An 18,803-nucleotide genomic window follows, 5' to 3' on the forward strand; every position below is an offset into this window, starting at 1 on the left:
CAGGAAAGAGCGGGGGCCGGTTCTCCGGCGCCGGCTGAAACGGCTATGCCGGCGACTGGGCGCGCGACTGCCATTCGGCGAGCCATTCTTCCACGCGCCGCTTGACCGATCCCAGCGCTTGCGCACGGTCGCCGCCAAGGCCGGGCAGGGTCAGGTGGCACATGGGCAAGCCGTGGCGCAGCAGCACGCCCACGCCGCTGAAGTCGTCTTCGGCGCTCCGGCTCATGTGCAGTTCGAAGGTCCATCCGACCGGCAGCCGCGGGTTGCATTCCGCGGCGAGATCTGTGTCCAAGGAGGGCCTTTGCGATGCGGTGGCGGAAACGGCCAGCATAGACCTTGCAGGACCCACCGCGTCAGATAGATTCACGCGGGCAAGATGGAGTTTCTATCCGTGCCCTGCTTATCGCGCAGCTGGACGATCTTCGGCGTGGAAAAAATGGCGGTGTCCATGGCGCGGATTTTCGCTTCGGCCTGCACCGGCTAGCGCTTGCTGGACACCGCCATGCCCGCCTCGCGGTCCAGCCGCAGCGACATCAGCGTCGCGGCGGCCATCAGCGCGGCCACCACGTACCAGGCGTGGTGAAAGTCCAACAGCTCCACCGCCGGCGCGTCGCGCAGCGCCTTCGACGCGCCGAGCACCATCGCGCCCAGCGCCACGCCCAGCGCGAGCGACACCTGCTGCAGCATCGTGCCCAGCGTGCTGGCACCGGCGCGCGCGGTGTCGGGCACGTCGGCGAAGGCCAGCGTGTTGATGGCGGTGTAGTTCATCGAGCGCGCCATGCCGGCCACGAACAGCAGCACGCACACCCACGGCAGCGGGTCGCCGGGCGCGAGGAAGCCGCAGGCGAACAGCGTGGCGGCGCAGATGGCGCCGTTCACCGTCAGCACCTTGCGAAAGCCGAAGCGGCGCAGCACCGCGGTGGTGGCGCTCTTCATCACGAGGTTGCCGCCCATGTACACCAGCAGCATCGAGCCCGCCTGGAACGCCGTCATGCCGAAGCCGATCTGGAACATCAGCGGCAGCAGGAAGGGCGAGGCGTTGATGGCCACGCGGGAGACGAAGCCCGCCGTGGCGGTGGCGATGGCATAGGTCGGCACGGCCAGCGCGCGCAGGTCGAGCATGGGCGCGGCGGCCCGCCGCGCATGGCGCACCGCGGCGGCGGCGGCGATGGCGCCCACGGCCAGCAGGCCCAGCGTGGTGGCCGAGCCCGGATGCGGTCCGCCCAGGCGCGTGAGGCCTTCGACCAGCGCGGCCAGCGCCACGGCCGTCAGCACGAAGCCGGGCGCGTCGAAGCGCGTGGGTGCCACGTCGGTGCGGCGCGGAAACAGCCGCAGGATCAGCAGCAGCCCCACCAGCCCCAGCGGCACGTTCAGCAGGAAGATCCAGCGCCACGACGCATGCGTGGCGATGAGCCCGCCCAGCGGCGGCCCGAGCACCGGCGCAATGAGGCCGGGCCAGGTGATGGTGCCGATGGCCTCGATCAGCCGGTGCCGGGGCGTCTCGCGCAGCACCACCAGCCGCCCCACCGGGGACATGAAGGCTGCCGCCGCGCCCTGCAGCACACGGGCCGCCACGAACATCCCGAAGGTCGGCGCGAGCCCGCACAGGAGCGAGGCCACGGTGAAGGTGCCGACCGCCAGCGCGAACACCCGCCGCGCGCCGAAGCGCCCGGCGCACCAGCCCGCCGCGGGCACCAGCGCCGCCATGGCGATCAGGTAGATGGTCACGCCCAGGCTCGCGTCCAGCGCGCCGATGCCGAAGCCCGCGCCGATGGCCGGCAGCGCCGTGACGATGACGGTGGCGTCCAGCGTTTCCATGAAGAAGGCGGCGGCCACGGTGAGGGCAATGCGCCTGGAGGCGGTGTCGCTCGCCTGTGCCGGGGCCGGTGCTGCGGTGTCGGTCATGCGCGAAGTCTGACACCGCTGTCTTAGCTAGGGTTTCCCCTCGGGTATCGGTCCGGTGGATCGGACGGGCGGGGTCGGCGCCATCCGGATCGTCGGCGCGCCGTGCCGCACGCCCCGCTGCGAAGGTCCATGAAATCAACCACTTAGCGCGCGCGGCACGCCTCGCAGCCCGTGGCATATCGATTGCTCAGTCAACCGGCCGACCGCATCGCCCGATGCGGCGCGCCGCCTTGCGACTGGAGACACACCAATGAGCACCCCCGTGGAACACCCACCCCAAGCCCCGACCTCCCAACCCATCTACAAGTCCCTGTACTTCCAGGTCATCACGGCCATCGTGCTGGGTGTGCTGCTGGGGCATTTCTGGCCCGACACCGGCGCGGCGATGAAGCCGCTGGGCGACGGCTTCATCAAGCTGATCAAGATGATCATCGCGCCCATCATCTTCTGCACGGTGGTGGTGGGCATCGCCGGCATGGAAGACATGAAGAAGGTCGGCAAGACCGGCGGCCTGGCGCTGCTGTATTTCGAGGTGGTCAGCAGCATCGCGCTGGTGGTGGGCCTGGTCATCATCAACATCGTGCGGCCCGGCGTGGGCATGAACGTGGACGTGAGCCAGCTCGACACCAAGGGCATCGCGGCCTACACCGGCCCCGGCAAGATGCAGAGCACCACCGACTTCGTGCTCAACATCATTCCCAACACGCTGGTGGACGCCTTCGCCAAGGGCGAGATCCTGCAGGTGCTGCTGATCGCGGTGATGTTCGGCTTTGCGCTGCACAAGTTCGGCGGGCGCGGCACGCTGGTGTTCGACGTGATCGAGAAGGGCTCGCACGTGCTCTTCGTGATCGTGGGCTACATCATGAAGGTGGCGCCCGTGGGCGCGTTCGGTGCCATGGCCTTCACCATCGGCAAGTACGGCGTGAGCTCGCTGCTGCAGCTGGGCCAGCTGATGGCCACCTTCTACCTGACGTGCCTGCTGTTCATCTTCGTGGTGCTGGGGCTCATTGCCAGGTTCCACGGCTTCAGCATCTGGAAGTTCATCAAGTACATCAAGGAAGAGCTGCTCATCGTGCTGGGCACCTCGTCCAGCGAGTCGGTGCTGCCGCGCATGATGGCCAAGCTGGAGAACCTGGGCGCGAAGAAGTCGGTGGTGGGCCTGGTGGTGCCCACGGGCTACTCGTTCAACCTGGACGGCACCTCGATCTACCTGACGATGGCGGCGGTGTTCATCGCGCAGGCGACCAACACCGACATGACGCTCACGCAGCAGCTCACGCTGCTGGCGGTGCTGCTGCTCACCTCGAAGGGCGCGGCGGGCGTCACGGGCAGCGGCTTCATCGTGCTGGCCGCCACGCTGTCGGCGGTGGGCCATGTGCCGGTGGCGGGGCTGGCGCTCATCCTGGGCATCGACCGCTTCATGTCGGAGGCCCGCGCGCTGACCAACCTGATCGGCAACGGCGTGGCCACCCTCGTCGTGGCCAAGTGGACCGGCGACCTGGACACCGTGCGCATGCACCAACACCTGAACCAGGAAACCGCGGCGGAGGCCGACGCGCCCGAGCGCGTGCTCGACGCCACCGACACGCACATGCCCACCGGGACGCCGCGCCGGGCCTGAGCCCCGAACCCACCCCCGGCCGGCCGGCCAGGGGTCATCGGGCTGCCACCGATGCGGGCGCTGCGCCCCTGTGCAATAACGCTCCCATGATTTCTAGGGAGTCCGTTCGCCGCGCCGATCCGCCCGCCGACAGTGCGCGGCGCTGGCGCGCATTGCCGCGCTGGTGCGGCGCGCTGGCCCTGGTGGCGGTGGCTGCTTTCGCCGGCCACCAGTTCGCCATGCAGGCCGGCCTGGCACGCCTGCGCGAGGCGGCCGACCATCGCCTGGACATGCTCGCGACCGGCCTGGACGCCGACCTGGCCCGCTTCGACTACCTGCCCGCGCTGCTGGAGATGACGCCCATCGTGCCGGCGCTGCTTGGCGCGCCCGCCGACACGCAGCTGCGCGACGCCGTCAACCGCTACCTGAACGGCGTCAACGCCGCGGCCGGCGCCGAGATGCTCTACGTGCTGGACGCCGCCGGCACCTCGCTGGCCGCCTCCGACTGGGACAAGCCCGGCACCACGCTGGGCCAGGACCTGTCGTTCCGCCCCTACGTGATCGACGCGCTGGGCCAGGGCCGGGGCCGCTTCTACGGCGTGGGCATCACCAGCAAGCGGCCGGGCTACTACCTGTCGTATGCGCTGCGGCGCGGGCAGCCGCAGCGCGGCGTGGTGGCGGTGAAGGTCAACCTCGAAGAGGCCGAGCTCGCCTGGCGCAAGCTGCCCGGCGACGTGGCGCTGATCGACCAGCGCGGCGTGGTGATCCTGGCCACCCGCGAGGACCTGAAGTTCAGGCCGCTGCTGCCGCTCGATGCGTTGCAGCGCGCCGAGGTGCTGCGCTCGCGCCCCTACGGCGAGGCCGGCCTGCTGCCGCTGCGGTGGACGCCCAAGGAGGCGCTGGACCGCGACGTGCAGGTGATCTCGCTGGACGGCCGCGACCAGCTCGCCACCGCACGCACCCTGCGCGGCGCGCCCTGGCAACTGGTGGTGCTCGACGAGCTGGCGCCGGTGCGCGTGGCGGCGCGCAACGCGGCCACCACGGCCAGCCTGGCGATGGCGGTGCTGGTGCTGGTGGCCGTGGCGCTGTGGCTGCGCCGCCGCGCGGTGCGACAGAAGCTGGCCAGCCAGGCCGCGCTGCAGGCGGCGCACGACACGCTCGAGTCGACCGTGGTGGCGCGCACCGCGCAGCTGCGCGCCGCGCAGGGCGAGCTGGTGCACGCCGGCAAGATGGCCGCGCTGGGCCAGATGTCGGCCGGCGTGGTGCACGAGCTCAACCAGCCGCTCACGGCCATGCGCACGCTGTCGGAGAGCGCCGGCATCCTGCTCGACAGGAACCGCCTGGACGACGTGCGCGGCAACCTGGAGCGCATCCGCCACATGGTCGACCGGCTGGCGCGCCTGACCACGCAACTGAAGACCTTCGCCCACAAGAGCGAGCTGCCGCTGGCGCCGCTGCGGCTGTCGCAGGCCATTGCCGACGCGCAGGTGATCGTGGCCGAGGCCTCGAAGAAGCAGCGCGTGACGGTCGAGGTCGACGTGCAGCCCGCCGCGCTGAGCGTCATGGCCGAGGAGGCCGCGCTGGGCAGCGTGCTCGCCAACCTGATGCGCAACGCCATCGACGCCATGCAGGACGCGCCCGTGCGCACGCTGCGCCTGGAGGCGCGCGCGAAGGACGGCCGCGCGGTGCTGAGCGTGAGCGACACCGGCCCCGGCATCCACCCCGACGTGCTGCCGCGCCTGTTCGAGCCTTTCGTGACCCGCAAGCCGGCAGGGTCGGGCCTGGGCCTGGGGCTCGTCATCTCGGCACAATTGGTGCGGGCGATGGACGGCACGCTGCGCGCGGCCAACCTCGCGGGCGGCGGTGCGTGCTTCGTGGTCGACCTGCCCGCGGCGATGGCCGCGGACCCCCTTTCTCTCCTTTCTTCCCCTTCTTTCCCTTCCCCCTTGCACAACAGGAGTGACCCCCCGTGAGCGAAGCCCCTGCCATCCGGGTGCTGCTGGTCGAGGACGACGAAGACGTCCGCGTCAGCACGACCCAGGTGCTGACCCTGGCCGGTTTCGAGGTCGACGCGTTTCCCAGCGTCGAGCGCGCGCGTGCGCACATCGATCTCGGCGTGCCCGCCATCGTCATCAGCGACGTGCGCCTGCCGGGCATGAGCGGCACCGAGTGGCTGCCCGAGCTGCGCCAGACCGACGCCGAGCTGCCGGTGATCCTGGTCACCGGCCACGGCCACATCGCCATGGCCGTGCAGGCCATGCGCGAGGGCGCCTACGACTTCATCGAGAAGCCCTTCAGCTCCGAACGGCTGGTGGCCATCGTGCGCCACGCCATCGAGCGGCGCCAGCTCACGCTGCAGGTGCGCGCGCTGCGCGAGGCGCTGGAGAACTGGCAGGGCATCCAGTCGGTGCTGATCGGCCGCTCGGCGCAGATGCAGCAGGTGCGCCAGACCGTGAAGACGCTGGCCGAGACCTCGGCCGACGTGCTGGTCTACGGCGAGACCGGCACCGGCAAGGAGCTGGTGGCGCGCTGCCTGCACGACCACAGCGCGCGCCGCCGCCAGCATTTCGTGCCGCTCAACTGCGGCGGGCTGCCCGAGGCGCTGGCCGAGAGCGAACTGTTCGGCCACGAGGCCGGCGCGTTCACCGGCGCCAACCGGGTGCGCGTGGGCAAGTTCGAGTACGCCAGCGGCGGCACGCTGTTTCTCGACGAGATCGAGAGCATGCCCATGGCCGTGCAGATCAAGCTGCTGCGCGCGCTGCAGGAGCGCAGCATCGAGCGCATCGGCTCCAACAAGACCATTCCCTTCGACTGCCGCGTGGTGGCCGCGAGCAAGGACGACCTGAAGGAAATGAGCGACCAGAAGAAGTTCAGGGCCGACCTGTACTACCGCCTGGGCGTGGCCTTCATCGAGCTGCCGCCGCTGCGCGAGCGGCGCGAAGACATTCCACTGCTGTTCGAGCACTTCACCCTGCAGGCCGCGAGCCGCTACGAGCGCGCCGCGCCGCTGCCGAGCCATGCGCAGCTGGCCGACCTGATGGCCTACGCCTGGCCCGGCAACGTGCGCGAGCTGCGCAACGTGGCCGACCGCTTCGTGCTGGGCCTGCTCGGCGAGCGGCTCACGCAGGCGCGCGGCGGCAGTGCAGACGGGGTGCCGGCCTTGCCGCGCGGGCTGCCGCAGCAGGTGGAGTCGTTCGAGCGCGCGGTCATCGTCGAAGAGCTGCGCCGCCAGCGCGGCGACCAGCCGGCCACGGCCACCGCGCTGGGCATCGCGCGCCAGACGCTGCACGACAAGCTGCGCAAGCTGGGCGTGGCGGTGGACGAGTTCAAGTAGCCGGGGGCCGGCAGGCCCCCGGCGGCGCGCGGTCAGCGCAGCAGCAGCTTCATCATCCGCGCGAAGGTCTTGCCGTAGGGCGGCCTGAACAGGCCCACGCCGTTGAACGCCGACTGGTGAAAGATCGGCTTCATCTTCGAGAAGGTCTGGAAGCCGTGCTCGCCGTGGTACGCCCCCATGCCGCTCGCGCCGACGCCGCCGAAGGGCAGGTCGTCCTGCGCGACGTGCATCAGCGTTTCGTTGATCGACACGCCGCCGGCCACCGTCTCGTGCATCACGCGCTCGATGGTGGCGCGGTCTTTCTCGAACAGGTAGAGCGCCAGCGGGCGCGGGTGCGCGTTGACGTAGGCAATGGCTTCGTCGATGGCGCGGTACGCCATCACCGGCAGCAGCGGGCCGAAGATTTCCTCGCGCATCACGCGCATGCCGTCGTGCACGCCGGTCAGCAGCACGGGCGGAAAGCGGCGCGTCGCCTCGTCGGGTGGCGTGCCGCACAGGGGCACCGCGGTGGCGCCTTGCTGCTGCGCCGCGGCCGACAGATCCTGCAGCCGCGCGAAGTGGCGCGGGCTCACGATGCTGGTGTAGTCGGTGCTGCTTTCCAGGCGCGGGTACATCTGCGAGAACACGCGCCGCGCCGCATCGATGAAGTGCTGCTGCCTGCCTTCGGGCAGCAGCACGTAGTCGGGCGCGATGCAGGTCTGGCCCGCGTTCAGCGTCTTGCCCACGAGGATGCGCTCCACGGCCTTCTCGAAGTTCGCGCCGGGCCCGATGATCGCGGGCGACTTGCCGCCGAGCTCCAGCGTCACCGGCGTGAGGTTCTCGCTCGCGGCGCGCATCACCTGGTGGCCCACGGCGGTGGAGCCGGTGAACAGCAGGTGGTCGAAGGGCAGGGCGGAGAACGCGCGCGCCGCTTCGGCGTCGCCGTTGACGATGGCCATCTCTTCTTCGGCGAAGGCCTTGCGCACCAGCGCGGCGAACAGCTCGGCGAAGCGCGGCGTGAACTCCGACTGCTTCACCATCACGCGGTTGCCCGCGGCCAGCGCCGCGGTCATCGGGCCCACCGCCAGGTACAGCGGGTAGTTCCACGGCACCACGATGCCGACCACGCCCAGCGGCTGCGGCATGACGCGCGACGAGGCGGGCTTGAACCACAGGCCGGTGGCGCGGCGCTTCACGCGCATCCATCGCTGGCCGTGGCGCAGCGCGTGGTCGATGCCCTCGACGCTGGGAAACACCTCGGCCAGTTCGGTCTCCTGCGCGGCGCGGTGGTGGAAGTCGGCGCTGATGGCCGCGGCGATGGCGGCGCGGTGGTCGACGACCAGCGCGCGCAGGCGCTTCAGCCGGTCGGCGCGCTCGCGCCAGGGCGGGGTCTGTGCGCGCAGGCTCGCGGCGCGCAGGGCGTCGAAGCGCTGCCGCATGTCTTGCTGCGTCAGGGCTTCGGGCGCCATGGCGTCAGCTTTCGGTGGAGGGTGCGGGCTCGACCGGCAACGCGCGCTTGTGGGCGCTCTTGCGGTGCGTCGAGACGATGATCTCGCGCGCCTTGGCCGACACCGGCTTGCCCTCGAGGAAGTCGTCGATCTGCTCGTAGGTGACGCCGAAGGCGTCTTCGTCGGGCTTGCCCGGCACCAGCGACTCGAGGTCGGCCGTGGGCACCTTGTAGACCAGCGCGTCGGGCGCGCCCAGCAGCTGCGCCACCGCGCGCACGCGGCGCTTGTTCAGGCCGGTGAGCGGCGTGATGTCGGCCGCGCCGTCGCCGAACTTGGTGAAGAAGCCCATCAGCGCCTCGGCCGCATGGTCGGTGCCGATGACGATGCCGTCGTGCGCGCCGGCCACCGCGAACTGCGCCACCATGCGCTCGCGCGCCTTGATGTTGCCGAGCACGAAGTCTTCGTGTGCCGCGTCGCGGAACTTCAGGTCGCCGGCCTTCAGCGCGGCCAGCATGCCGTCGGCCGCGGGGCGGATGTCCACCGTGATGGTGCGGTCGGGCCGGATGACGGCGAGCGAGGCCTGCGCCTCGGCCTCGTCCTTCTGCACGCCGTACGGCAGGCGCATGGCGATGAAGGTGGCGTCGCGGCCTTCGGCGCGCAGCTTCTCCACGGCGCGCTGCGCCAGGCAGCCGGCGGTCAGCGAATCGACGCCGCCGCTGATGCCCAGCACCAGCGTCTTCAGGCCGGTCTGCTTCAGGTAGCTCGCGAGAAAGTCGACGCGGCGCGCCAGTTCGCGGGCGGCATCGAACACGGGTGCGACATGCAGCGCCGCGATGATCTCGCGCTGCGTGGCGTCGACGGGAGAAAGGTCTGCGCTCATGGGTTTTGTCGGGAGTGGGGGAAGGTCAGAAATCCACCAGGCTGAGGCCGATGCTGAGCACGGTGCGCTTGCGGTTGTAGTCCACCAGCGTGTCGCCGTAGCCCGAGAACAGCTGCGTGTGAAAGCGCAGGTTGCTCTTGGTCGGGTCGCCGATGGCCTTGAGCCATTCGAGGCGGATCGAGCCGCGTCCGCTGTCGCGCAGGTTGTTGCGCACCGTGATGCCGAACTGGTTGTCGCGGTTGAAGTTCCAGCGGCCGGTGACTTCGGCGCGGCCGATGTAGTCGGCGATGTCGGGGTTGTCGTCCTTGGCGGCGCTTTCGGCAATGCGCTTCCAGATGCGCCCGGTGATGGTGAAGCGGTCGTCCAGCTCGGCGCCGCCCATCAGGTACACGCGGTTCCAGCTGCGCGACAGCGGCAGCGTCTGGCCGTTCGACTGATGCACCAGCCCCAGGCCCGCATAGCGCCAGCGCCAGCCGCCGGGCAGCTTGAAGTCGGTCGGGTAGACGTACATCAGCTCGGGCTCGTGGTCGGTGGTGCGAAACGGCCGCGAGATATCGCCGTTGAACAGCTGCCAGGTCGACTGCTGCGTATAGGCGAACCACAGCGAGTCTTTCTTCGTCGGGTCGTCCTGCGTGAGCATGCCCTGCGCGAGCTTGGTGCGCACCGACAGGCCGATGCGCATTTCGTTGGCCTGGTAGGCGATCGGCGTGCCGGTGTGGTCTGCCGAGGGCGAGGTGGGCGTCTCGGGCTTCTTGGTGGCGGCCGAGACCGACACGTTCAGCGGGCGGTAGCCGCGAAAGCCGAAGGTGCCGCAGTCGGTGGCGTTCTCCAGTTCCCAGAAGCGCGACAGCGTCGAGTACTGGCGGTCGCGGCAGCCTTCGGTGGTGGCCACCGAGACCACGCGCGTGGCCGGGATGGTGGCGTCCACCGGTGGCGCCTGCGTGCTGGCGAGCACCGGCGGCGCCACGGGCACCGACACCGAGGGCAGCGTCTGCTGCTGCGCCCAGCGGTCGAAGCAGGCCAGGCGTGCCTCGTTGTTGGCGCCCAGCGCGCTGCATTGCTGCCAGGTGAGCTGCGCGTCGGCCAGCGGGCTGGCCGGCTTGTCGACGGCCTGCGCATGCACGGCGGTCGCGCCACCGAGGCAGGCGGCCAGCGTGGCGAGCGTGGCGAACTTGAAGGAGGGTGGAGGTTTCTTCATGGCTTTCCTTGCGCCGCCGCCGGCGCGGCTGTCTTGCTGAGCACGAACGGGTGAATGCTTTCGTCGGCGGCGTTGCGCCACGTGCCCCTGAACTCGCGGCCGCACGAGCGGGCCTGGAGCTTGCCGGACCACACGCCGCTGATGGCGCGGCCGTCCTGCGATTCGTCGATGGAGAGCGCGCCTTCGTCGTCCACGTCGCCCGCGAGCTGCGCGACCGTGGCCTTGGCGGGGTTGTCCGGGTTGCGCGTGATGGTGCCGCGCACGCCGTCGTAGTCGGGGTGCTTGCCCAGCTGCACGGCGGCCACGGCGGGCAGGCCGTCGAAGCGCGCCTCCCAGCGGCCGTACAGCGATGGCAGCGGCAGCTCGCGCGCGTCGGTGGGGCAGTCGGGGTCGCCGCGGCCGATGGCGCAGCCCGCGAGCGCGGTGCTTGCGAGCACGGTGGCGGCCAGCAGCGCCGCGGTGAAGGGGGAACGGGGGGTACGGGTCTTCGTCATGGGGTGGCCGCTGCCTTGGCCGCGCTGTCCTGCGCCTTGCGCGCGAACTCGGCGCGCAGCGCCTTGAGCTTTTCGCGCGGGTCTTCCTTGATGGTCTCCTTGCTCAGGCCCATCTCGGCGATGAAGCGGCTGGGCACGCAGGGCACCATCTCGCGGCCCTGCTTGCGCTTCTTGGTCCAGCTCACGGCCAGGCTGCGCTGGGCGCGGGTGATGCCCACGTACATCAGGCGGCGCTCTTCCTGCAGGCGCTGCAGCGTCTCGTCGCTGATCACCTGCTGGCGGCCGTTGTCGTCGTCCAGCTTGAAGGGCAGCAGGCCCTCGCTCACGCCGACCAGCATCACGTGCGGCCACTCGAGGCCCTTGGAGGCGTGCAGCGTGGAGAGCGTGACCACGTTCTGGTCCTGCTCGCGCTCGCTGATGGTCGACAGCAGCGAGATGGTCTGCGCCACTTCGAGCAGGCTCTTGCGCTCGGCCTCGATGTTGCTGTCGGCGCCCGAGGTGTCGTCCAGCGTGCCGCCGGCGCGCTGGGACATCCAGTCGACGAACTCCAGCACGTTGGTCCAGCGCGAGGCCGCGGCGGCCTCGCTGTCCTCGCCGTCGTACAGGTGCTTCTCGTAGTCGATCTCCTTCAGCCAGTCGAGCATGAAGGTGCGCGAGTCTTCCGCGCCCATGGTGCGGCGCGCGCGGTACTCCAGGTCGTTGATGTAGCGGCCGAACTCGTGGATGCCCTCGAGCGTGCGCTTGGGCATCACGCTGGGCAGCGACGGGCTGAACAGCGCCTCGAACAGGCTGAGCTTGTACTGGCTCGCGAAGGTGCCCAGGCTGGCCAGCGTGGTGTGGCCGATGCCGCGCTTGGGCGTGGTGATGGCGCGCAGGAACGCGGGGTCGTCGTCGTTGTTGACCCACAGCCGGAACCAGCCGCACAGGTCCTTGATCTCGGCGCGGTCGAAGAAGCTCTGGCCGCCCGACACCTTGTACGGAATCTGCGCCTTGCGCAGCGCCTGCTCGAACACGCGCGCCATGTGGTTGGCGCGGTACAGGATGGCGAAGTCGCGGAACTCCTTGTGCTGCTGGCCCTGCGTGAGCGAGTCGCCCGCGCGGATGCTCACGATGCGCGCCACCGCGCGCTCGGCCTCGTGCAGCTCGCTGTCGGCGTCCACGATGCGCACCGGTTCGCCCTCGCCGAGCTCGGAGAACAGCGTCTTGGGAAACAGCTTGGGGTTGGGCCCGATCACGTTGTTGGCCGCGCGCAGGATGGCGCTGGTGGAGCGGTAGTTCTGCTCCAGCTTGATGACCTTGAGCTTGGGGTAGTCGATCGGCAGCTTGCGCAGGTTGTCCAGCGTGGCGCCGCGCCAGCCATAGATCGACTGGTCGTCGTCGCCCACCGCGGTGAACTGGCCGTGCTCGCCGACCAGGGCCTTGAGCACCTCGTACTGGGTGGCATTGGTGTCCTGGTATTCGTCCACCAGGATGTGGCCCAGCGCGGCCTGCCACTTGGCGCGCACCTCCGGAAACTCGTGCAGCAGCTTCAGCGGCATGCCGATCAGGTCGTCGAAGTCCACGCTCTGGTAGGCCTGCAGGCGCTCTTCGTAGCGGCCCATGATCTTGGCGGTGATGCGCTCGTTGTCGTCCACCGCGGCGGCCTCGGCCTGGGCGGCGTTCAGGCCCATGTTCTTCCACTTGCTGATGGTCCACTGCCAGATGCGGGCGGTGGCCGCGTCGGTGCTGCCGCCGGCGTCCTTCAGGATCTTGGTGACGTCGTCGCTGTCCAGGATGCTGAACGCGGGCTTCAGCCCGAGCACGGCGCCGTCCTCGCGCATCATGCGCACGCCCAGCGCGTGGAAGGTGCACACCACCACCTTGCGCGCGTCCTTGCCGATCAGGTCCTTGGCACGCTCGCGCATTTCCGCGGCGGCCTTGTTGGTGAAGGTGATGGCCGCGATGCGCTTGGGCTCGAGGCCGGCCTGGATGAGGCGGCCGATCTTGTGCGTGATCACCCGCGTCTTGCCCGAGCCTGCGCCTGCAAGCACCAGGCAGGGACCGTGCATGTAGTTGACAGCTTCCTGCTGCGCGAGATTGAGACCGTGAGACATGGGGATGGGAGAGAACCGGAAGTCGCCCTGCGCAGCCGCGGGCGAAAAAGCGTGAAAGCCGAGAAAAGCGGGCAATGATACGGGGCGGACCCCGCGCGGGGTTGTAGGCCGCGCCCCCCTGTGCAATGACCCTGCGGCCATCGCGGCAGGCAACGACAATCGACGGGTGCTGCCTGTATTCCTTGTTACTTTCCCTTTCTTCGCGTTAATCGCGGCGGGTTATGCCGCCGCCCGCGCGCGCGTCCTGCCGCTGGACGCGATTCCGGGCCTGAACACCTTCGTGCTGTATTTCGCGCTGCCGTGCATGCTGCTGCGCTTCGGCGCGGGCACGCCCATCGGGCAGTTGCTGGACGGCAGCGTCGCACTGGTCTGGGGCGTTTGCGCGCTGGCCGTGGTGGCGGGCGTGGTGATGTCCACCCGCAATGCGCGCATCGGCTGGAACGACGCGGCCTTCGGCGCGCTGGTGGCGGCGTTTCCCAACACCGGCTTCATGGGCGTGCCGCTGCTGGTGGCCCTGCTGGGCGCGCAGGCGGCGGGGCCGATGATCATCACGATCGCGTTCGACCTGGTGGTGACCTCGTCGCTGTGCATTGCGCTCTCGCGGCTGGACGCTGCCGTGGGCTCCGTGGGAGCGGGAGTGGGAGTGGCGGTGGCCGGGCGCCAGGGCGCCACGCTGGCGGCGCGCAAGGCGCTGCGCGGCATCCTGGTCAACCCGATGCCGTGGTCGATCCTGCTGGGCGTGCTGCTGTCGGCCGCGCGCTGGCAGCTGCCGGGCCCCCTCGAGCGCACCGTCGCCATGCTGGCCGACGCGGCGTCGCCGGTGGCGCTGTTCACCATCGGCGCGGTGCTGGCGCGTTCGGCGCTGCTGGCGCGCGAGCACGACGCCAGCGCGGCGGTGGCCGAGGCGATGGGCACGCGCCCGAAGGCCGCACACAACGCGGCGAAAGCGCCGTGGAGCGACGTGCTGCCGGTGGTGGCGGTGAAGCTGCTGGTGCACCCGCTGCTGGTGTGGGGCCTGGGGCGGGGCGCCATGGCGCTGGGACTGCCGCTGTCGCACGCGGCGCTGGTGGTGATCGTGCTGGTCGCGGCGCTGCCGAGCGCGAGCAACGTGGCCATGCTGGCCGAGCGCTTCGGTGCCGACAACGGCCGCATCGCCCGCATCATCCTGTGGACGACGGTGGTGGCGTTCTTCAGCTTTCCGCTGATGGTCGGCGCGCTGAACTGAGCGGCCGGGGTGGCGCTACGGCGTCAGCACGCCCAGCTTGTACGGGTCGGCGTCGGAGAGCCGTTCGCACTTGGAGAAGTCGCGGCCCTGCGTGCCGTCGCAGTAGTAGGTGTTGTAGACGCGGCCGAAGAGGGTGGGGCTCGCGGTGAAGAGCACGCCGTGGTCGGGCTGCCAGTTGTCCTTGGGCGGCGGCGCACCGGCGTCCGCAGGCGTGGCGCCGGCCGTGGTGGAAACCGCGGTGGAAGTTGAAGCAGCGGTGGCTGCCGCTCCTGCGGGCGGCGTGAAGTCGGCCAGCGTCTTGTGGGCTTCGTCGCCGCGCCATCGCGTTGCCAGCTCGGAGGCCGTGGGCCGCACCGCCACCGGCAGCATGATGCCGTTGACCTGCGGGCCGTAGCCGAAGCGGTGCGTCTTGCCCGCCAGGAAGGCGTAGGCGCAGGCCGCCATGCACTGGCCCCGCACCTCGGTCTGCACGCCACTCGCGCGGATGGCTTCGGCATAGGCGCCGGCCGCGTCCGCGGTGCCGCCGAACGAGTCCTCGAAAACCACGGTGCGCACCGTGCCGCTGGCCAGATGGTCGGTGAATTCCTTGACGGCGGTGCCGTCGAGCATGCCTGCGACCACCAGCCGGCTGCCCTGCAGCGCCAGCTCGGCCGCGCCGGCCGAGGGCGAGGCGGCCAAGGCCAGGCACGCGAGGCAGGTCGCAAGTGACAAAACCCAACCTGGTGCGGACGGCGGTTTCATGGCGACCTTTGCGGACCCTGGGGGCCTTTGCCTTTTCGACGGGCGAACTTGCCTGGAAGACGAAACCCGCGACGGGTTCGCGTCGGTTACAGCTTGAATAGCGCCGGGGGAGGCAGTCAACTGTTTTTTCACAAATTTTCGGGTAAGCCAAGGCTGGCCTTAAGGCATAGGCAGCGCTATCACTTCAGTTGAATGCTTCCGTTTGCAGTTGCGCTGCTACAGTGCTTGTACGTCAAAGGTGTGAATAGGGGCGCGCAATGGCAATTCTGGTTCGCATCCTGTTGTGGTTCTCGTGGCTCGCCGGCGTCGGCTGGTGCTGGCACGCCAGCAAGTTCGGCACGGCCACCGCCATCGCGCTGGCCGCGCTGAGTCTCGTGGTGTTCGCCTGGCCGAGCAGCATGGTGAGGCGCCGGCACAACGAGCTTCGCTACGTCGACATGGGCAAGGAACCGACCGGCTACCACTGACAAGCGCGGTGTCAGGAAGGCGCTTGCTGCAAGCGCTCGAACTCGTGGCGCTTCATGGTCATGTAGTCGTTGCGGTCGACCTCGTGCAGCTGCTTCGCGTACTGCTCGGTGGCGTCGAACCACGCGCCCAGGCGCTGTTCGAGCTGGCCCGCGGCCGGCGCATCCAGGTAGCTGTCGATGGCCAGGTAGTAGCGCATGGTGTTGCGCTCCACCACGCCGCGCACGCCGCCGATGTGCTCGCCCTGTCCCTTCGAGGTGAACCCGACCTTGTCGCTGCCCAGTGTCGAGAGGTACCCCTTCATCGCCAGCCGCGCGGCGGTGCCGTAGGCGTAGGCGTAGCTCATGTGGATGGCGGTCTTGCCGTTGTCGGCCGGCGTGGCCTCCAGCACGATGGCGTAGTCGCGCGTGGACAGCGGCCCGGTGGCCGCGCTCAGGCGCACGTTCAGGTAGTTGGCGTCGGCCTTGCCCACCCGGTAGGCGAAGTCGATGTTTTGCGCGTCCGACAGCGGCTGGTCGAACTTGCGCCCGACGGCCACGGCCAGGGCTGCACCGCCGCTCTTCACCGCGCAGTGCTTGGTGTTGAGGTGCAGCATCAGCACCTGGCACCAGGCGGCCGGCTCGCGCAGCGCGCCGCTCACCTGGTTGAAGGGGTGGTCGACGAGCGCATAGACGTCGCCGCTCAGCCGGTCGGAGCTTTCGTTCGACTCGATGGTCAGCGGGCGCTTGAAGGCGTTGCTTGCCAGCTGCGGTTTCAGCGCATCGAGCTTCGCGCGCAATGCCTCGCCGCCGTTGGCAGCGGCGGCAGCGGCTGCAGGGGCAGGCTGCTGCGCCGCGGCCGGCAACGCACACAGCGCCGCGCAGGCCGCCAGGAGCCACGGTGCGAACGCGCGGCGCGCCAAGGGAGTGGGGGCAGTTGTCATGCGAGTCACTTTCGCCACGCCCCGGCTTTAGCCTTGCAGGACAAGCGGCTCAGATGCTGTGCGGATCGACGTCGACCAGCCAGCGGATCACGCCCTTGCCCTCGGGCGTGCGCCGCAGTTCGTGCAGCAGCGGCTGCCACAGCGCCAGCAGGCGCTGCAGCGCGGCGCGCGAGGGGCTTTCGATGAGCATCTGCGCGCGCTCGACGTTGGCCACGCGCTGAATCGCCAGCGGCACCGCCGGGTAGCGCGTGACGAGGTCGGCGCCCGGCAGCGCCTCGGCCTTGTCGGCGGCCAGGTTCAGGAAGCCCTGCGCCACCGCCTGCTCGCGCGCGTCGGCCCGCAGCAGCGCCTGGTAGGCGAAGGGCGGCATGGCGGCGGCGCGGCGTTCGTCGAGCTGCTGCTGCGCGAAGGCGGCGTAGTCGTGCTGGCGCAGCGCCGTGAACAGCGGGTGCTGCGCGTGGTGGGTCTGGATCCACATCTCGGCCTTGGCGCCCTGCGCCGCGAGGTAGGCCGCGTCCCGGCCCGCGCGGCCGGCCGACTGCATCAGCAGGCTGAACAGGCGCTCGGGCGCACGGAAGTCGCTGGAGAACAGCGCGCCGTCGGGGTTCACCGCGGCCACCAGCGTGATGCGGCGGAAGTCGTGGCCCTTGGCGATCATCTGCGTGCCGACCAGCACGTCGACCTCGCCCGCGTGCACTGCGGCGAGCTGCGATTCGAGCGCGCCCTGCTTCTTGGTGCTGTCGGCGTCGATGCGCGCGATGCGCACCGCGCTGCCGTCCGGGTGCTTCACCGTGGCGAACAGCTCGGCCAGGTGCTCCTCCAGCCGCTCGGTGCCGCGGCCCACCGGCGCGATGTCGGGGTTGCCGCAGGCTGGGCAGGCGCGCGGCACGCGTTCCGTGAAGCCGCAATGGTGGCAGCGCAGCGTGCGGTCGATCTTGTGGAACACGCGGTAGGCGCTGCAGTGCGGGCATTCGCTCTTCCAGCCGCAGTCGCCGCAGGCCAGCACCGGGGCGTAGCCGCGCCGGTTCAGGAAGATCATGCTCTGCTCGCCGCGTGCGATGCGCTGGCCGATGGCGTCGAGCAGGGCGCCTGAAATGACCGTTTTCGGCGGCTGCAGGTTCATGTCGACCAGGCGCACCGTGGGCAGTTCGCCCGCGCCGATGCGCGAAGGCATGGCCAGGCGCACATAGCGCCCGCCCGCGTCGTCGCCCTCTGGCGGGCGGCTCTGGTGCCAGCTTTCGAGCGAAGGCGTGGCCGAGCCCAGGATCACCTTGGCCTTCTCGCGCTGGCCGCGCCATACGGCGAGGTCGCGCGCCGAGTAGCGCGCGCCTTCCTGCTGCTTGTAGCTGGGGTCGTGTTCCTCGTCGACCACGATGAGCTTCAACCCCGGAATCGACGCGAACACCGCCATGCGCGTGCCCAGCACGATGCGCGCCGCGCCGCCGTGCGCCGCCAGCCAGCTCGCCAGGCGCTGCGGGTTCGTCATGCCGCTGTGCAGCGACACGACGGCCTCGTCGCCGAAGCGGGCCTTGAAGCGGGCTTCGAGCTGCGGCGTGAGGTTGATCTCGGGCACCATCACCAGCGCCTGCGCGGCGGGGTCGCGCGCCAGCAGGTCCGCCACGCAGCGCAGGTAGACCTCGGTCTTGCCGCTGCCGGTGCTGCCGACGAGCAGGAAGGTGCCGGTTTCGGCATCGATTCGGGCCAATGCGGCCGTCTGCTCTGCACTCAGTGCTATCAAATTCGAAGATTCGGCGGTCTCGGCCACCGGCCCGGCCGTCGTCTTGCGCTTGAGGCGGCGCGCCAGCTGCGTGGTGCTCAGGTCGCGCAGCTGCGGCGGAAGAGCCGCCAGGGCGATCTCGCCGATCGAGCGCTGGTAGTAGCGCGCGGCAAAGGCCACGAGGTCTCGCCAGGCCACGCCCAGGGGCTCGAGCGCGTCCAGCGCGGCGCCCACGGGCTTCAGCGCCATGTCCGGCGCTGCGCCTTGCAGGGCGGTGGGCGGGTTCCACACCACGCCCAGCACCTCGCGCTTGCCCAGCGGCACCCGCACCAGCGTGCCGGGCGGCAGGGGCTCGGCGCCGGCGTAGCTCAGCAGGTCGCCCAGGGCGGCATGCGCGGGGGTCTGCACCGCGACGTCGAGCCGCCAGGGCAGGCCCGAGGGGCTACCGTTCGTCGGATGGACGGTCCCGTCATGAGGGAGGGCGGCGTCGGCGATGGGAATACTTCTTGGCAAGGTTTGTTAAAGCGACTTTGAGCACATTCGCTTAAGTCGTTGATTTCTCACAGCTTTGGAATCCATCCAGAGTTTCTGTGGATAACTTTGTTGACAACCGGGCGCTACACGCCGCCAAGCCTTGTAAATCAAGGCTCCGGCCAGATTGCCCGGAAAAAAAGCAAAGTTCAAATCCCATATAAATCAACAACTTGGCGGTGCTATTGCTTTGGGAGCAAAGGGGCGGATCCCCCGGATAATCTTGCGCAGTGCAGCACGGGTTTTGTGCATAAGTCAGTACCCATATACC

Annotated in this window: 15 protein-coding genes; 5 read left to right on the top strand and 10 right to left on the bottom strand. The window is 69.8% G+C overall.

Annotation, left to right across the window (positions count from 1 at the left end; translation table 11 throughout):
* Nucleotides 1–43 precede the first annotated feature (43 nt).
* Entirely contained in the window at nucleotides 44–292 is a 249-nt protein-coding gene (locus AC0IYU_RS20505; protein WP_472120516.1) for a hypothetical protein, read from the bottom strand.
* 188 nt (nucleotides 293–480) lie between these two features.
* The gene (locus tag AC0IYU_RS20510; RefSeq protein ID WP_472120518.1) at nucleotides 481–1,905 is read right to left on the bottom strand and encodes an MFS transporter; all 1,425 of its coding nucleotides are present in this window, start codon (nucleotides 1,903–1,905) and stop codon (nucleotides 481–483) included.
* Between the two features lie 250 nt (nucleotides 1,906–2,155).
* Here AC0IYU_RS20510 and AC0IYU_RS20515 point away from each other — a divergent pair, with 250 nt between their 5' ends.
* The 3 genes from AC0IYU_RS20515 to AC0IYU_RS20525 all read left to right on the top strand — a co-directional run bounded on the left by AC0IYU_RS20515 (nucleotide 2,156) and on the right by AC0IYU_RS20525 (nucleotide 6,839).
* Complete coding sequence (locus tag AC0IYU_RS20515) at nucleotides 2,156–3,526, top strand: dicarboxylate/amino acid:cation symporter (RefSeq protein WP_472120520.1); 1,371 nt, start codon at nucleotides 2,156–2,158, stop codon at nucleotides 3,524–3,526.
* A gap of 86 nt (nucleotides 3,527–3,612) precedes the next feature.
* A complete protein-coding gene (locus AC0IYU_RS20520) occupies nucleotides 3,613–5,478 on the top strand; it encodes a sensor histidine kinase (protein ID WP_472120521.1) in 1,866 nt (621 codons plus the stop codon).
* On the top strand, nucleotides 5,475–6,839 hold the full coding sequence (locus AC0IYU_RS20525; protein ID WP_472120523.1) for a sigma-54-dependent transcriptional regulator: 1,365 nt from the start codon (nucleotides 5,475–5,477) through the stop codon (nucleotides 6,837–6,839). Before AC0IYU_RS20520 ends, AC0IYU_RS20525 begins: the two co-directional genes overlap by 4 nt.
* A 32-nt stretch (nucleotides 6,840–6,871) precedes the next feature.
* Here the strand turns inward: AC0IYU_RS20525 and AC0IYU_RS20530 are convergent, their stop codons facing one another.
* From AC0IYU_RS20530 to AC0IYU_RS20550, 5 genes are read right to left on the bottom strand one after another with little or no spacing between them, the layout of a single operon-like run.
* Nucleotides 6,872–8,287 carry a coniferyl aldehyde dehydrogenase gene (locus tag AC0IYU_RS20530; protein WP_472120525.1) on the bottom strand — a complete coding sequence of 472 codons (1,416 nt, stop codon included), beginning with the start codon at nucleotides 8,285–8,287 and terminating at the stop codon, nucleotides 6,872–6,874.
* 4 nt (nucleotides 8,288–8,291) lie between these two features.
* Nucleotides 8,292–9,146 (bottom strand): ammonia-dependent NAD(+) synthetase, encoded by an 855-nt coding sequence (gene nadE, locus AC0IYU_RS20535; RefSeq protein WP_472120527.1) that lies wholly within the window; start codon nucleotides 9,144–9,146, stop codon nucleotides 8,292–8,294.
* A gap of 25 nt (nucleotides 9,147–9,171) precedes the next feature.
* Complete coding sequence (locus tag AC0IYU_RS20540; protein ID WP_472120529.1) at nucleotides 9,172–10,344, bottom strand: phospholipase A; 1,173 nt, start codon at nucleotides 10,342–10,344, stop codon at nucleotides 9,172–9,174.
* A complete protein-coding gene (locus tag AC0IYU_RS20545) occupies nucleotides 10,341–10,838 on the bottom strand; it encodes a hypothetical protein (protein ID WP_472120531.1) in 498 nt (165 codons plus the stop codon). The genes AC0IYU_RS20540 and AC0IYU_RS20545 overlap by 4 nt, the downstream gene beginning before the upstream one ends.
* Nucleotides 10,835–12,931: an ATP-dependent helicase gene (locus AC0IYU_RS20550; RefSeq protein ID WP_435437857.1), complete on the bottom strand. Its 2,097-nt coding sequence runs from the start codon at nucleotides 12,929–12,931 to the stop codon at nucleotides 10,835–10,837. The genes AC0IYU_RS20545 and AC0IYU_RS20550 overlap by 4 nt, the downstream gene beginning before the upstream one ends.
* Nucleotides 12,932–13,097: 166 nt before the next feature.
* Between AC0IYU_RS20550 and AC0IYU_RS20555 the strand changes: the two genes are divergently transcribed.
* Complete coding sequence (locus AC0IYU_RS20555; RefSeq protein ID WP_472120532.1) at nucleotides 13,098–14,156, top strand: AEC family transporter; 1,059 nt, start codon at nucleotides 13,098–13,100, stop codon at nucleotides 14,154–14,156.
* A gap of 15 nt (nucleotides 14,157–14,171) precedes the next feature.
* On the opposite strand, the gene AC0IYU_RS20560 is transcribed toward AC0IYU_RS20555, so the two are convergent.
* The gene (locus tag AC0IYU_RS20560; RefSeq protein ID WP_472120534.1) at nucleotides 14,172–14,834 is read right to left on the bottom strand and encodes a hypothetical protein; all 663 of its coding nucleotides are present in this window, start codon (nucleotides 14,832–14,834) and stop codon (nucleotides 14,172–14,174) included.
* Between the two features lie 320 nt (nucleotides 14,835–15,154).
* Here AC0IYU_RS20560 and AC0IYU_RS20565 point away from each other — a divergent pair, with 320 nt between their 5' ends.
* Nucleotides 15,155–15,364 carry a hypothetical protein gene (locus AC0IYU_RS20565; RefSeq protein WP_472120536.1) on the top strand — a complete coding sequence of 70 codons (210 nt, stop codon included), beginning with the start codon at nucleotides 15,155–15,157 and terminating at the stop codon, nucleotides 15,362–15,364.
* Between the two features lie 11 nt (nucleotides 15,365–15,375).
* Here AC0IYU_RS20565 and AC0IYU_RS20570 read toward each other — a convergent pair whose 3' ends face one another.
* Nucleotides 15,376–16,284: a hypothetical protein gene (locus AC0IYU_RS20570; protein WP_472120537.1), complete on the bottom strand. Its 909-nt coding sequence runs from the start codon at nucleotides 16,282–16,284 to the stop codon at nucleotides 15,376–15,378.
* Between the two features lie 49 nt (nucleotides 16,285–16,333).
* Nucleotides 16,334–18,433 carry a primosomal protein N' gene (locus tag AC0IYU_RS20575; RefSeq protein WP_472120730.1) on the bottom strand — a complete coding sequence of 700 codons (2,100 nt, stop codon included), beginning with the start codon at nucleotides 18,431–18,433 and terminating at the stop codon, nucleotides 16,334–16,336.
* Nucleotides 18,434–18,803 lie beyond the last annotated feature (370 nt).

This window comes from Variovorax sp. AC103 (genome assembly GCF_979254005.1).